Raw genomic sequence first — 13,152 nt, 5'->3', positions numbered from 1 at the left:
ACATCATGAAAAAGACCCGTACAGCCAATTTGCACCATCTTTATCATGAACCCTTACCCGAAAACCTGAAGCTCACGCCGAAGGTCGAAGTGGATAATGTTCATCAACGACAGACAACGGATGTCTATGAACATGCTTTAACGATTACCGCCTGGCAGCAGATTTACGATCAGCTCCATCCGGGCAAGTTTCATGGTGAATTTACGGAAATCCTGCTTGATGATATTCAGGTTTTCCGTGAATACACCGGTCTGGCGCTGCGTCAGTCGTGCCTGGTCTGGCCGAACTCTTTCTGGTTTGGCATTCCGGCGACGCGTGGCGAACAGGGATTTATCGGTTCGCAATGTCTGGGAAGCGCAGAAATTGCCACACGCCCTGGTGGCACCGAGTTTGAATTAAGTACGCCGGACGATTACACCATTCTTGGCGTGGTGCTTTCTGAAGATGTCATTACCCGGCAGGCTAACTTTTTGCATAATCCTGATCGGGTATTACATATGCTGCGTAGCCAGTCGGCGCTTGAAGTGAAAGAGCAGCATAAAGCCGCGCTGTGGGGCTTTGTCCAGCAGGCGCTGGCAACATTTTGCGAGAATCCCGAGAATTTGCATCAGCCTGCGGTACGTAAAGTGCTGGGTGACAATTTGCTGCTGGCGATGGGGGCGATGCTGGAAGAAGCGCAGCCAATGGTGACGGCGGAAAGCATTAGTCATCAGAGTTACCGCCGTTTGCTTTCCCGCGCCCGCGAATATGTGCTGGAAAACATGTCCGAACCGGTGACTGTGCTGGACTTGTGCAATCAACTGCATGTCAGTCGCCGCACGCTACAAAACGCGTTTCACGCTATTTTAGGCATCGGCCCGAACGCGTGGCTGAAACGCATTCGCCTGAACGCTGTGCGCCGCGAACTGATAAGCCCGTGGTCGCAAAGCACAACGGTAAAAGACGCCGCCATGCAGTGGGGATTCTGGCATCTGGGGCAATTTGCCACGGATTATCAGCAACTGTTTGCCGAGAAGCCATCACTGACGCTGCATCAGCGGATGCAGGAGTTGGGGTGAGGAAATCATACCCAATCCCTGACCTTAATAAACTCGCTCAACGCCGCTTCCGGGCAGCCTTCTTCCGGTTGATAATCGTACTCCCAGCGTACCAGTGGCGGCATTGACATCAGGATTGATTCGGTGCGCCCGCCGGTTTGCAAGCCAAACAGCGTGCCGCGATCCCATACCAGGTTGAATTCGACATAACGCCCGCGACGGTAGAGCTGGAAATTACGCTCGCGCTCGCCGTAGGCCATCGCTTTACGTCGCTCAACAATCGGTAAGTATGCGTCGGTGTAGCCTTTGCCTACTGCCTGCATAAAGGCGAAACAGTGGTCGAAGTCTGGTGTGTTCAGGTCATCAAAGAACAGCCCGCCAATGCCGCGCTGTTCGTTACGATGTTTGAGGTAGAAGTAATCGTCGCACCACTTTTTATAACGTGGATAAACGTCTTCACCAAATGGCAGGCACAGGTCGCGGGCGGTGCGGTGCCAGAGAATGGCGTCTTCTTCAAAGCCATAGAAGGGGGTTAAGTCGAAGCCACCGCCAAACCACCAGACAGGAGCGGCGCCTGGTTTTTCGGCAATAAAAAAGCGCACATTCGCGTGGCTGGTGGGGACATACGGGTTATGCGGATGCACGACCAGCGAAACGCCCATCGCCTCAAAACTGCGCCCGGCAAGTTCCGGGCGATGAGCGGTGGCGGAAGCCGGCATCGCATCACCGTGGACGTGAGAAAAGTTAACGCCCGCCTGTTCGAAAACTCCACCATTACGCAACACCCGACTACGCCCGCCGCCACCAGCTTCGCGCTGCCAGCTATCTTCGACAAACTCTGCGCCATCGACGGCGGTCAGCTGCTGACAAATCGTATCCTGAAGGTTGAGCAGAAACTGTTTAACCTGGTGTGCGTCGGGTTTCATAACTTATCGCTTTTTCGAATGTGCTTTCTGGTTGTCGAACCAGTGGAAATAACTGATCACGCCTTCAGCAATCGCTGTGGCGATTTTCTGACGAAACGCCGCCGTGCCTAACAGTCGCTCTTCTTCCGGGTTGGTGATAAACGAGGTTTCCACCAGCACCGAAGGAACCGACGGCGATTTCAACACCACAAACGCGGCTTGTTCGGTGTTGCGGCTGTGCAGTTTATGCACCGGCTTAATCTTTTTCAGAATATGCGAGCCGAGCGTCAGGCTGTTTTTAATGGTATCTGTTTGCACCAGATCAAACAGCACTTGTTGCAATAGATGATCCCTGTCAGTCGCTTTTTTCCCGGCAACTTCATCGGCACGGTTTTCGCGTTCCGACAAATATTTTGCCATCGCACTACTTGCGCCACGGTTAGAGAGGGCAAAGACTGATGCACCAGCGGCTTTTGGGTTGGTAAAGCCGTCGGCGTGAATTGACATAAACAGATCCGCGCCATGTTTATGGGCGATTTCAACGCGATCGTACAGTGGGATAAACGTATCGCCAGAACGCGTTAAACGCGCATCAATGCCATGATTGCGCAAAATGGAACGGACGTTTTTAGCAATCGCCAGCACCACGTGTTTTTCTTTCGAACCGTTGCGACCGATCGCTCCGGTATCAATCCCGCCGTGGCCTGGATCGAGAACAACGACACGTTTGCCGCCAGCTTTTTTGGCTTTTGGCTTGCTATGTCCGTTACTGGTTTTTAAAGGTTCTTCTTTGGCGATGGCTTGCGACATTCCTGACAACGTCAGGGCAGCCAATCCGGCTTTCAGCACCTGGCGGCGCGAAGTGAGTGTTTTTAGTGGTTTAAAAGTGCTCATACGGCCTGAGTTGTAATAATAAAGTTCCAGATGTTATATCGTATCGCGTAATCCGTTACGACCGTTTGCTGTTGAGAATTGTTTTACTTTTCATTTCAATAGTTGACAACTCCCCATTATGCCACTTTTTCAACCGATTTTCGTCAGATATTGGCTAATTCAACCGTTCACGCCATAATCACCCTTTTAACCCGCAAAAAGGTAACGAATACCATGGAGATACGCGTATTTCGCCAGGAAGATTTCGAAGAGGTCATCACCCTTTGGGAGCGTTGCGACTTGCTGCGTCCGTGGAATGATCCGGAAATGGACATCGAGCGCAAGATGAACCATGACGTCAGTTTGTTTCTGGTCGCTGAGGTGAACGGTGAAGTGGTCGGAACGGTGATGGGGGGTTATGACGGGCATCGCGGATCTGCTTATTATCTTGGCGTGCATCCTGAGTTTCGCGGGCGTGGGATTGCCAATGCGCTGCTTAATCGGCTGGAGAAAAAGCTGATTGCTCGTGGTTGCCCGAAAATTCAGATCAACGTGCCGGAAGATAACGACATGGTGCTTGGGATGTATGAACGTCTGGGATATGAACACGCCGATGTGCTGAGTCTGGGTAAGCGTTTGATTGAAGATGAAGAGTACTGAGTTTCATCCTGTCCATTATGATGCGCACGGACGCCTGCGTTTACCTTTTCTCTTCTGGATTGTGCTTTTGCTACAGGCGCGAACCTGGGTACTGTTTGTGATTGCCGGTGCATCGCGCGAGCAGGGGACTGCGCTGCTGAATCTGTTTTATCCCGATCACGATAATTTCTGGCTGGGGTTGATTCCCGGCATTCCGGCGGTGCTGGCGTTTTTGCTGAGTGGTCGGCGGGCTACGTTTCCCCGTATCTGGCATGTGCTCTATTTTCTGTTGCTGTTGGCGCAGTTCGTTTTGCTTTGCTGGCAACCGTGGCTGTGGCTGAACGGTGAATCTGTTAGCGGTATCGGTCTGGCGCTGGTGGTGGCAGATATTGTGGCGTTAATCTGGCTTTTGACCAATCGACGCTTACGTGCCTGTTTTAATGAAGAAAAAGAATAGCGCAGAGGCGCGCTTTGTTTATGCCGGATGCGGCGTGAACGGCTTATTCAGCCTACAAATTTTCGCAAATTCAATACATTGCAGGAAAAAACAGGCCTGATAAGCGTAGCGCATCAGGCAATTCTGTGTTTGTCATCAGCTTCTAACGGCACTTTTTTGCAAATTTGCACTCCAAGCAACGTTATTGAATAACCAAAGGAAGTGACATGAAATCGCTGCGTTTATTGTTATGCGCTATGCCGTTGATGCTGACCGGCTGTTCCACCATGTCGTCAGTTAACTGGTCTGCCGCTAACCCGTGGAACTGGTTTGGGTCGTCCACCAAAGTGAGCGAGCAGGGGGTGGGTGAATTAACGGCGTCTACGCCGCTACAAGAACAAGCCATTGCCGATGCGCTTGATGGTGATTATCGCCTGCGCAGCGGAATGAAAACTGCGAACGGTAATGTTGTGCGCTTTTTCGAAGTAATGAAAGGCGACAACGTGGCGATGGTGATTAATGGCGATCAGGGCACAATCAGCCGCATTGATGTGCTTGATAGCGATATTCCTGCTGACACGGGTGTTAAAATCGGAACACCGTTTAGCGACCTTTACAGCAAAGCATTTGGCAATTGCCAAAAAGCCGACGGTGATGATAATCGTGCTGTGGAATGTAAAGCCGAAGGCAGCCAACATATTAGCTACCAGTTCAGCGGTGAGTGGAGTGGTCCTGAAGGGTTAATGCCTTCAGACGATACCCTGAAAAACTGGAAAGTCAGTAAAATTATCTGGCGGCGTTAATTTGCGTCTGAACAAACCGCCGCCGCAAAAAAACACGTAAGATAGCGCCCAACAATGCCACGGATTGCGTGGCATTCTTATTTTCAGGAGGAACAATGTCTCAGGTTCAGAGTGGCATTTTGCCAGAACATTGCCGCGCAGCGATTTGGATTGAAGCCAACGTTAAAGGGGAAGTTGATGCCCTGCGTGCGGCCAGTAAAACCTTTGCCGATAAACTGGCAACCTTTGAAGCAAAATTCCCGGATGCGCATCTCGGCGCGGTGGTTGCCTTTGGCAACAACACCTGGCGTGCTCTGAGCGGCGGCGTGGGTGCCGAAGAGCTGAAAGATTTCCCGGGTTACGGTAAAGGTCTTGCGCCAACGACCCAGTTTGATGTGTTGATCCACATTCTTTCTCTGCGTCATGACGTAAACTTCTCTGTCGCCCAGGCGGCGATGGAAGCCTTTGGTGACTGCATTGAAGTGAAAGAGGAGATCCACGGCTTCCGTTGGGTTGAGGAACGTGACCTGAGCGGCTTTGTTGACGGTACAGAAAACCCGGCGGGTGAAGAGACGCGTCGCGAAGTGGCGGTTATCAAAGACGGCGTGGATGCAGGCGGTAGTTACGTGTTTGTACAGCGTTGGGAACATAACCTGAAGCAGCTTAACCGTATGAGCGTTCATGATCAGGAGATGATGATCGGTCGTACTAAAGAAGCCAACGAAGAGATTGACGGCGACGAACGCCCGGAAACCTCGCACCTGACCCGCGTTGATCTGAAAGAAGACGGCAAAGGGCTGAAGATTGTTCGCCAGAGCTTGCCATACGGCACCGCCAGCGGTACGCACGGTCTGTACTTCTGCGCTTACTGCGCACGTCTGCACAACATTGAGCAGCAGCTGCTGAGCATGTTTGGCGATACCGATGGCAAACGTGACGCAATGTTACGTTTCACCAAACCGGTCACTGGCGGCTATTACTTCGCGCCGTCGCTGGACAAACTGATGGCGCTGTAAGTTTTACTCACGCACCTGTAGCGTCTTGCCGGAGCGGCGTAAATGCTTTATCCGGCTTGTATGATCGTTCAAATTCAATAAATTGCAGTTAACCTGCAGGCCCGATAAGCGTAGCGTATCGGGCTGTTTTGTTTCTAAGTTACGGCTTAGTCCAGATTGACGTTACGGCAGCCAAAGAGCGTGGTGAAAATGAACCCGCTAATCCATGCCACCAGGATCCCGCCAGCGTAAACCGCCATTGCCGGAAGGATACCTTGTGCCGAAGTCATCAGCGGCAACGCCACCAGGCCAGACGGCCCAAAGGCGCTGTTTAAACCCATCGGCAGACCCCACCATGCGACCAACCCGATAAACAATCCACCCGCCGCGCCGCCTAAACAAGCGGTAACAAACGGTTTCATGCGGGGCAGGGTTACACCGTAAATCAACGGTTCACCCACGCCCAGCAAACCAGGAATAATCGCCCCGCGCACCTGGCTGCGTAAGGCACTGTGCGGCTGCGCGCGCCAGTAAAGCGCCAGTGCCGCACCCACCTGACCCGCGCCTGCCATTGAAAGGATCGGGAATAGACTGTTGAAACCCTGGCTGTCCATTAAGGCAAGATAAACGGGAATAAAGCCCTGATGCACGCCAAACACCACGGCAATCAGGAACAGCCCGGCAAGTACAGCACAACCAAGTGGATTACTGTTCAGATGCATAAACAGCCAGGACATGCCTTCGAATAACCAGCCTCCCAGCGGCATAATCACCAGATATGCCAGCGTGGCGGTGATCAGCAGAGTGATTAACGAGGTTAGCAGCATGTCGAGATCGTCCGGCATAAATTGACGCACCATACCTTCAATGCGGGCGCAGACCCAGGCGGCAATCAGTACGCCGATAATATTGCCGCGCGGATCGATAGGCAGGCCGAAGAAATCGTGAAAACCAGCGTAGTAACCGGTGGTGGCTGCTGGGTTATAACCGAGCAGAAAGAGTGCGGCGATAATTGCGCCATTTACACCCGTGCCGCCGAAGGCCTGAGCGGCGTTATAGCCCACCAGAATCACCAGGAAGGTGAATAAGCCTTTGCTGAATACCTTCATAAAATTCAGTGCGTCGGGCAGCGTTCCCTGGGCATCTGCCGGAACGTGCATCACCGTAGCAATTAACGTCGCAATCCCCAGCAATAGACCGGCGGCAATAAATCCAGGAATTAGCGGCGTAAAGATAGTGGCGAATTTGGCGAGAAATTGCTGCACGCCAGAGGTTTGTCTGGCTTTTAACTGACGTTTGTTCTGGGCGGCGATTTCTGCGGCATCCTGCACAGGTGTTTCACCCAACAACTCGCTCATTGCTTTTGCGGCACGATGCGCTTTGCCCGACCCAAATACCACCTGTACTTGATCGCTGGTCAAAATGACACCCTTCACCCCTTCCAGCGTTTTGATATCAGGATCAACCAGTGAACTGTCATGCACACCGAGACGCAGACGCGTCATACAGTGACCACAACTGGCGATATTTCCCGCGCCGCCGACGCGGGTAAGAATGGTGTTCAGAAGCTCACTGCTGATCTTTTTAGCCATAGGTTATTCCTTTTCCAGAGCCTTACGAATAAAACCCCCATGCTGCGCCAGGCGTTTTTTCGCTTCTGCGGCATCGAGATTTTTCAAGACCATTACAATCGCTGTTTTGCAGTGGCGATCGCAGGCAATTAGCGCCGCTTCCGCCTGTTCCGCGCTACATCCGGTCGCGTTTTTGACAATATTGACCTGGCGCACGTGTAGTTTTTCATTGGTGGCGACCACATCGACCATCAGGTTGCCGAACACTTTTCCTGACTTAATCATCAGCCCGGTGGAGAGCATGTTGAGCACTAGTTTCTGCGCCGTACCTGCTTTCATCCGCGAAGAACCGGTAACCACTTCAGCCCCGACGACTGGCGTAATAGCAAACTCTGCGGTTGTTGAAACAGCACTACCGGGATTACAGGAAATACCGACCGTGCGGCAGCCTAACTGGCGAGCGTATTCCAGCCCGGCAATCACATACGGCGTGCGACCACTGGCAGCAATACCGACAACCACATCCTGCGCCGTTAAAGCAATATTTTTCAGATCGTTGACGCCGCCTTCCCGGCTGTCTTCCGCGCCTTCCACCGCGTGCTGAATGGCATATTCGCCGCCAGCAATCAAACCAACCACCAGACCAGGTTTCACGCCGTAGGTTGGGGGGCACTCGCTGGCATCCAGAATCCCCAGCCGACCGGAAGTCCCGGCACCGAGATAAATCAGACGACCACCACCGCTCACCTGGGCGTGGATGACATCAATCGCCGCTGCGATATCCGGCAGTACTCGCTCAACGGCCAATGGAACGGTTTTATCTTCATCATTGATAATTCGGCACATTTCCAGCGTCGATACGCGGTCGATTTCAGCCGAGGCACTGTTCGAACCTTCAGTAATCATTTTTTCAAGTTGCATATACAATCACCTTAAATATTTGCCTTCGAATAATTTCATATGGAGTGAATCATATCTCCCTGCCTGATTATGTACAGCAGGGAATGCATACAATGACAGAGTTGTGGTTATGGGAGATTTTACTTAAGATTTTCCTGAATTTAGATCCACTCCTCAGCATTGATCTGTTATTCAGGTATGGTAGGGACAATAGAGCGTAATGCTCTGTATTCAAAAGGAGAAACTTGAAATGGGTAAACTCACGGGCAAGACAGCACTGATTACGGGCGCATCGCAAGGCATTGGTGAAGGAATTGCCAGAACCTTTGCGCGTCATGGCGCAAACCTAATCTTGCTGGATATCTCCCCTGAGATTGAAAAGCTGGCGGATGAGCTGTGTGGTCGTGGTCATCGCTGTACGGCGGTAATTGCTGATGTACGCGACCCGGCGTCAGTTACGGCAGCGATCAAGCGCGCGAAGGAAAAAGAAGGGCGCATTGATATTCTGGTGAATAACGCAGGTGTTTGCCGTCTGGGTAGTTTTCTTGAAATGAGCGATGACGATCGCGATTTCCATATTGATATCAATATTAAAGGCGTGTGGAACGTCACGAAGGCTGTGCTGCCGGAGATGATTGCCCGCAAAGATGGTCGCATTGTGATGATGTCTTCGGTCACTGGCGATATGGTGGCCGATCCGGGCGAAACAGCGTATGCCTTAACAAAAGCGGCGATTGTGGGGCTGACCAAATCGCTGGCAGTGGAGTACGCGCAGTCGGGGATTCGCGTTAACGCAATCTGCCCTGGATACGTTCGCACACCAATGGCGGAAAGTATTGCCCGCCAGTCAAATCCGCAAGATCCAGAATCGGTACTGACTGAAATGGCGAAAGCAATCCCGCTGCGTCGCCTCGCCGATCCGCTGGAAGTCGGCGAGCTGGCGGCCTTCCTCGCGTCGGATGAATCAAGTTATTTAACCGGTACACAGAATGTGATCGATGGTGGCAGCACACTGCCGGAGACGGTCAGCGTCGGCATCTGATTCACCTCTGTTTCCTCCCTGCATGTGTGGGGAGGATTTCGTCTTATTCCCTTTTCAACTTCCAAATCACCAAACGGTATATAAAACCGTTACTCCTTTCATGCCCGTTATAAATATGATGGCTATTAGAAAGTCATTAAATATATAAGGGTGCGCAATGGCCGTTAACTTACTGAAAAAGAACTCTCTCGCGCTGGTCGCTTCTCTGCTGCTGGCTGGTCACGTGCAGGCAACGGAACTGCTGAACAGTTCTTATGACGTCTCCCGCGAGCTGTTTGCCGCCCTGAATACCCCGTTTGAACAGCAGTGGGCAAAAGATAACGCTGGCGACAAACTGACGATTAAACAATCTCATGCCGGGTCATCAAAACAGGCGCTGGCAATTTTGCAGGGCTTGAAAGCAGACGTTGTCACTTATAACCAGGTGACCGACGTACAAATCCTGCATGACAAAGGCAAACTGATCCCGGCCGACTGGCAGTCGCGTTTGCCGAATAACAGCTCACCGTTCTACTCCACCATGGGCTTCCTGGTGCGTAAGGGCAACCCGAAGAATATCCACGACTGGAACGATTTGGTGCGCTCCGACGTGAAGCTGATTTTCCCGAACCCGAAAACCTCCGGTAACGCGCGTTACACCTACCTTGCAGCATGGGGCGCAGCGGATAAAGCCGACGGTGGCGATAAAGCCAAAACCGAACAGTTTATGACCCAGTTCCTGAAGAACGTCGAAGTGTTCGATACCGGAGGTCGTGGCGCGACCACCACCTTTGCCGAGCGCGGTCTGGGCGATGTGCTGATCAGCTTCGAATCGGAAGTGAACAACATCCGTAAGCAGTATGAAGCGCAGGGCTTTGAAGTGGTGATTCCGAAAACCAACATTCTGGCGGAATTCCCGGTGGCGTGGGTGGATAAAAACGTGCAGGCCAACGGCACGGAAAAAGCAGCAAAAGCCTATCTGAACTGGCTCTACAGCCCGCAGGCGCAAACCATCATCACCGACTACTACTATCGCGTAAATAACCCGGAAGTCATGGACAAACTGAAAGACAAATTCCCGCAGACCGAGCTGTTCCGCGTGGAAGATAAATTTGGCTCCTGGCCGGAAGTGATGAAAACCCACTTCACCAGCGGCGGCGAGTTAGACAAGCTGTTAGCGGCGGGGCGTAACTGATGTTTGCCGTCTCCTCCAGACGCGTGCTGCCGGGCTTTACCTTAAGCCTCGGCACCAGTCTGCTGTTTGTCTGCCTGATTTTGCTGCTGCCGCTCTCCGCGCTGGTGATGCAGCTTTCTGAGATGAGCTGGGCGCAGTACTGGGAGGTGGTCACCAACCCGCAGGTGGTCGCGGCCTACAAAGTAACATTGCTGTCGGCGTTTGTGGCGTCGATTTTTAACGGTGTTTTCGGTCTGCTGATGGCGTGGATCTTAACCCGCTACCGCTTTCCGGGGCGCACTCTGCTTGATGCACTGATGGATTTACCCTTTGCGCTACCGACGGCGGTCGCGGGTTTAACGCTGGCCTCGCTCTTTTCCGTGAACGGCTTTTACGGCGAGTGGCTGGCAAAATTTGATATCAAAGTCACCTACACCTGGCTTGGGATTGCGGTGGCGATGGCCTTTACCAGCATCCCGTTTGTGGTGCGCACGGTGCAGCCAGTGCTGGAAGAGTTAGGCCCGGAATATGAAGAAGCGGCGGAAACGCTCGGTGCAACGCGCTGGCAGAGTTTCTGCAAAGTGGTGCTGCCGGAACTTTCTCCGGCGCTGGTGGCGGGCGTGGCGCTGTCGTTTACCCGCAGTCTTGGTGAGTTTGGCGCGGTGATTTTTATCGCCGGGAATATCGCTTGGAAGACGGAAGTGACGTCGCTGATGATTTTTGTGCGGTTACAGGAGTTTGATTACCCGGCGGCGAGCGCGATTGCCTCGGTGATCCTCGCGGCATCACTGCTGCTGCTGTTCTCAATTAACACTCTGCAAAGTCGCTTTGGTCGGCGTGTGGTAGGTCATTAATGGCGGAAGTTACCCAATTGAAGCGTTATGACGCGCGCCCGATTAACTGGGGCAAATGGTTTCTGATTGGCATCGGGATGCTGGTATCGGCGTTCATTCTGCTGGTGCCGATGATTTACATCTTCGTGCAGGCATTCAGCAAAGGGTTGATGCCGGTTTTACAGAATCTGGCCGACCCGGACATGCTGCACGCCATCTGGCTGACGGTGATGATCGCGCTGATTGCCGTGCCGGTAAACCTGGTGTTCGGCATTCTGCTGGCGTGGCTGGTGACGCGCTTTAACTTCCCCGGACGCCAGTTGCTGCTGACGCTGCTGGATATTCCGTTTGCCGTGTCACCGGTGGTTGCCGGTCTGGTTTATCTGCTGTTCTACGGCTCCAATGGCCCGCTTGGCGGTTGGCTCGACGAGCATAACCTGCAAATTATGTTCTCCTGGCCGGGAATGGTGCTGGTGACGATTTTTGTCACCTGCCCGTTTGTAGTGCGCGAGCTGGTGCCGGTGATGTTAAGCCAGGGCAGCCAGGAGGACGAAGCGGCGATTTTGCTTGGTGCGTCCGGCTGGCAGATGTTCCGTCGCGTCACATTACCGAATATTCGCTGGGCGCTTCTTTACGGCGTGGTGCTGACCAACGCCCGCGCGATTGGCGAGTTTGGCGCGGTGTCGGTAGTTTCCGGCTCGATTCGCGGCGAAACCCTGTCGCTGCCGTTACAGATTGAATTGCTGGAGCAGGACTACAACGCCGTAGGCTCCTTTACCGCCGCCGCGTTGTTGACGCTGATGGCGATTATCACCCTGTTTTTAAAGAGTATGTTGCAGTGGCGCCTGGAAAATCAGGAAAAACGCGCGCAGCAGGAGGAACATCATGAGCATTGAGATTGCCAATATTAAGAAGTCTTTTGGTCGCACCCAGGTGCTGAACGATATCTCACTGGATATTCCTTCTGGTCAGATGGTCGCGTTGCTGGGGCCGTCCGGCTCAGGGAAAACTACGCTGCTGCGCATTATCGCCGGGCTGGAGCATCAAACCAGCGGGCATATTCGCTTCCACGGCACCGACGTCAGCCGCCTGCACGCGCGCGACCGTAAAGTCGGTTTTGTGTTCCAGCATTACGCGCTGTTCCGCCATATGACGGTATTCGACAATATCGCTTTCGGCCTGACGGTGCTACCGCGTCGCGAGCGTCCGAATGCGGTGGCGATCAAAGCAAAAGTGACAAAATTGCTGGAGATGGTGCAGCTTGCGCATCTGGCGGATCGTTATCCGGCGCAGCTTTCCGGCGGTCAGAAGCAGCGTGTGGCACTGGCGCGTGCGCTGGCTGTGGAACCGCAAATCCTGCTGCTCGATGAACCGTTTGGCGCTCTGGATGCGCAAGTGCGTAAAGAGCTGCGTCGCTGGCTGCGCCAACTGCATGAAGAACTGAAATTCACCAGCGTGTTCGTTACCCACGACCAGGAAGAGGCGATGGAAGTCGCCAACCGCGTGGTGGTGATGAGCCAGGGCAATATCGAACAGGCCGATGAACCGGATCAGGTCTGGCGCGAACCGGCGACCCGTTTTGTGCTCGAATTTATGGGCGAAGTGAACCGTCTGCGTGGCACCATTCGTGGTGGGCAGTTCCACGTTGGCGCACATCGCTGGCCGCTGGGCTACACGCCTGCGTATCAGGGGCCGGTGGATCTCTTCCTGCGCCCGTGGGAAGTGGATATCAGCCGCCGTACCAGCCTCGATTCGCCGCTGCCGGTTCAGGTACTGGAAGCCAGCCCGAAAGGCCACTACACCCAATTAGTGGTGCAGCCGCTGGGATGGTATGACGACCCGCTAACTGTGGTTATGCGTGGTGACGATGCTCCGCAGCGCGGCGATCGTTTGTTCGTCGGGCTGCAACATGCGCGGCTGTATAACGGCGACGAGCGTATTGAAACCCGCGATGAGGAACTTGCCCTCGCACAAAGCGCCTGATAG

The 13,152-nt window shown here is 53.4% G+C and carries 14 protein-coding genes; 10 read left to right on the top strand and 4 right to left on the bottom strand.

What is annotated here, in order from left to right:
• The first annotated feature begins 5 nt into the window (after nucleotides 1–5).
• A complete protein-coding gene (eutR, locus tag HEN21_RS06930; RefSeq protein WP_000753695.1) occupies nucleotides 6–1,058 on the top strand; it encodes an HTH-type transcriptional regulator EutR in 1,053 nt (350 codons plus the stop codon).
• Nucleotides 1,059–1,063: 5 nt separating this feature from the next.
• Here the strand turns inward: eutR and hemF are convergent, their stop codons facing one another.
• Both hemF and amiA read right to left on the bottom strand, forming a co-directional pair.
• Nucleotides 1,064–1,963 (bottom strand): oxygen-dependent coproporphyrinogen oxidase, encoded by a 900-nt coding sequence (hemF, locus tag HEN21_RS06925; RefSeq protein WP_176252324.1) that lies wholly within the window; start codon nucleotides 1,961–1,963, stop codon nucleotides 1,064–1,066.
• 3 nt (nucleotides 1,964–1,966) lie between these two features.
• Complete coding sequence (gene amiA / locus HEN21_RS06920; RefSeq protein ID WP_000102902.1) at nucleotides 1,967–2,836, bottom strand: N-acetylmuramoyl-L-alanine amidase AmiA; 870 nt, start codon at nucleotides 2,834–2,836, stop codon at nucleotides 1,967–1,969.
• Between the two features lie 213 nt (nucleotides 2,837–3,049).
• Here amiA and HEN21_RS06915 point away from each other — a divergent pair, with 213 nt between their 5' ends.
• The 4 genes from HEN21_RS06915 (at nucleotide 3,050) to yfeX (ending at nucleotide 5,688) form a co-directional block, all read left to right on the top strand.
• A complete protein-coding gene (locus HEN21_RS06915; RefSeq protein WP_000406000.1) occupies nucleotides 3,050–3,475 on the top strand; it encodes a GNAT family acetyltransferase in 426 nt (141 codons plus the stop codon).
• The gene (locus tag HEN21_RS06910) at nucleotides 3,462–3,911 is read left to right on the top strand and encodes a DUF2919 domain-containing protein (protein WP_010356932.1); all 450 of its coding nucleotides are present in this window, start codon (nucleotides 3,462–3,464) and stop codon (nucleotides 3,909–3,911) included. The genes HEN21_RS06915 and HEN21_RS06910 overlap by 14 nt, the downstream gene beginning before the upstream one ends.
• Before the next feature lie 206 nt (nucleotides 3,912–4,117).
• Nucleotides 4,118–4,693 (top strand): RpoE-regulated lipoprotein, encoded by a 576-nt coding sequence (locus tag HEN21_RS06905; RefSeq protein ID WP_000838931.1) that lies wholly within the window; start codon nucleotides 4,118–4,120, stop codon nucleotides 4,691–4,693.
• A 95-nt stretch (nucleotides 4,694–4,788) separates the two neighbouring features.
• Nucleotides 4,789–5,688 carry a porphyrinogen peroxidase gene (gene yfeX, locus HEN21_RS06900; protein WP_000084590.1) on the top strand — a complete coding sequence of 300 codons (900 nt, stop codon included), beginning with the start codon at nucleotides 4,789–4,791 and terminating at the stop codon, nucleotides 5,686–5,688.
• Nucleotides 5,689–5,834: 146 nt separating this feature from the next.
• Here the strand turns inward: yfeX and murP are convergent, their stop codons facing one another.
• Together murP and murQ are read right to left on the bottom strand one after the other, a co-directional pair.
• On the bottom strand, nucleotides 5,835–7,259 hold the full coding sequence (murP, locus tag HEN21_RS06895; protein ID WP_176252325.1) for a PTS N-acetylmuramic acid transporter subunit IIBC: 1,425 nt from the start codon (nucleotides 7,257–7,259) through the stop codon (nucleotides 5,835–5,837).
• Between the two features lie 3 nt (nucleotides 7,260–7,262).
• The gene (murQ, locus tag HEN21_RS06890; protein WP_001175639.1) at nucleotides 7,263–8,159 is read right to left on the bottom strand and encodes an N-acetylmuramic acid 6-phosphate etherase; all 897 of its coding nucleotides are present in this window, start codon (nucleotides 8,157–8,159) and stop codon (nucleotides 7,263–7,265) included.
• 229 nt (nucleotides 8,160–8,388) lie between these two features.
• Between murQ and ucpA the strand changes: the two genes are divergently transcribed.
• From ucpA to cysA, 5 genes are all read left to right on the top strand, one after another.
• Entirely contained in the window at nucleotides 8,389–9,180 is a 792-nt protein-coding gene (gene ucpA / locus HEN21_RS06885; RefSeq protein WP_000517454.1) for an SDR family oxidoreductase UcpA, read from the top strand.
• A gap of 157 nt (nucleotides 9,181–9,337) precedes the next feature.
• On the top strand, nucleotides 9,338–10,354 hold the full coding sequence (gene cysP / locus HEN21_RS06880; RefSeq protein WP_000290250.1) for a thiosulfate/sulfate ABC transporter substrate-binding protein CysP: 1,017 nt from the start codon (nucleotides 9,338–9,340) through the stop codon (nucleotides 10,352–10,354).
• Nucleotides 10,354–11,187 carry a sulfate/thiosulfate ABC transporter permease CysT gene (gene cysT, locus HEN21_RS06875; protein WP_000458422.1) on the top strand — a complete coding sequence of 278 codons (834 nt, stop codon included), beginning with the start codon at nucleotides 10,354–10,356 and terminating at the stop codon, nucleotides 11,185–11,187. Before cysP ends, cysT begins: the two co-directional genes overlap by 1 nt.
• Complete coding sequence (cysW, locus tag HEN21_RS06870; RefSeq protein WP_016249044.1) at nucleotides 11,187–12,062, top strand: sulfate/thiosulfate ABC transporter permease CysW; 876 nt, start codon at nucleotides 11,187–11,189, stop codon at nucleotides 12,060–12,062. The genes cysT and cysW overlap by 1 nt, the downstream gene beginning before the upstream one ends.
• Nucleotides 12,052–13,149: a sulfate/thiosulfate ABC transporter ATP-binding protein CysA gene (gene cysA, locus HEN21_RS06865; protein WP_176252326.1), complete on the top strand. Its 1,098-nt coding sequence runs from the start codon at nucleotides 12,052–12,054 to the stop codon at nucleotides 13,147–13,149. Before cysW ends, cysA begins: the two co-directional genes overlap by 11 nt.
• The last annotated feature ends 3 nt before the right edge of the window (nucleotides 13,150–13,152 follow it).

Origin of the sequence: Escherichia sp. 93.1518 (assembly GCF_013368915.2) — a bacterium.
GTDB lineage: Bacteria > Pseudomonadota > Gammaproteobacteria > Enterobacterales > Enterobacteriaceae > Escherichia > Escherichia ruysiae.
Note: the sequence above shows the minus strand (reverse complement) of the source record. Positions and strands in the feature narration are given on the sequence as shown.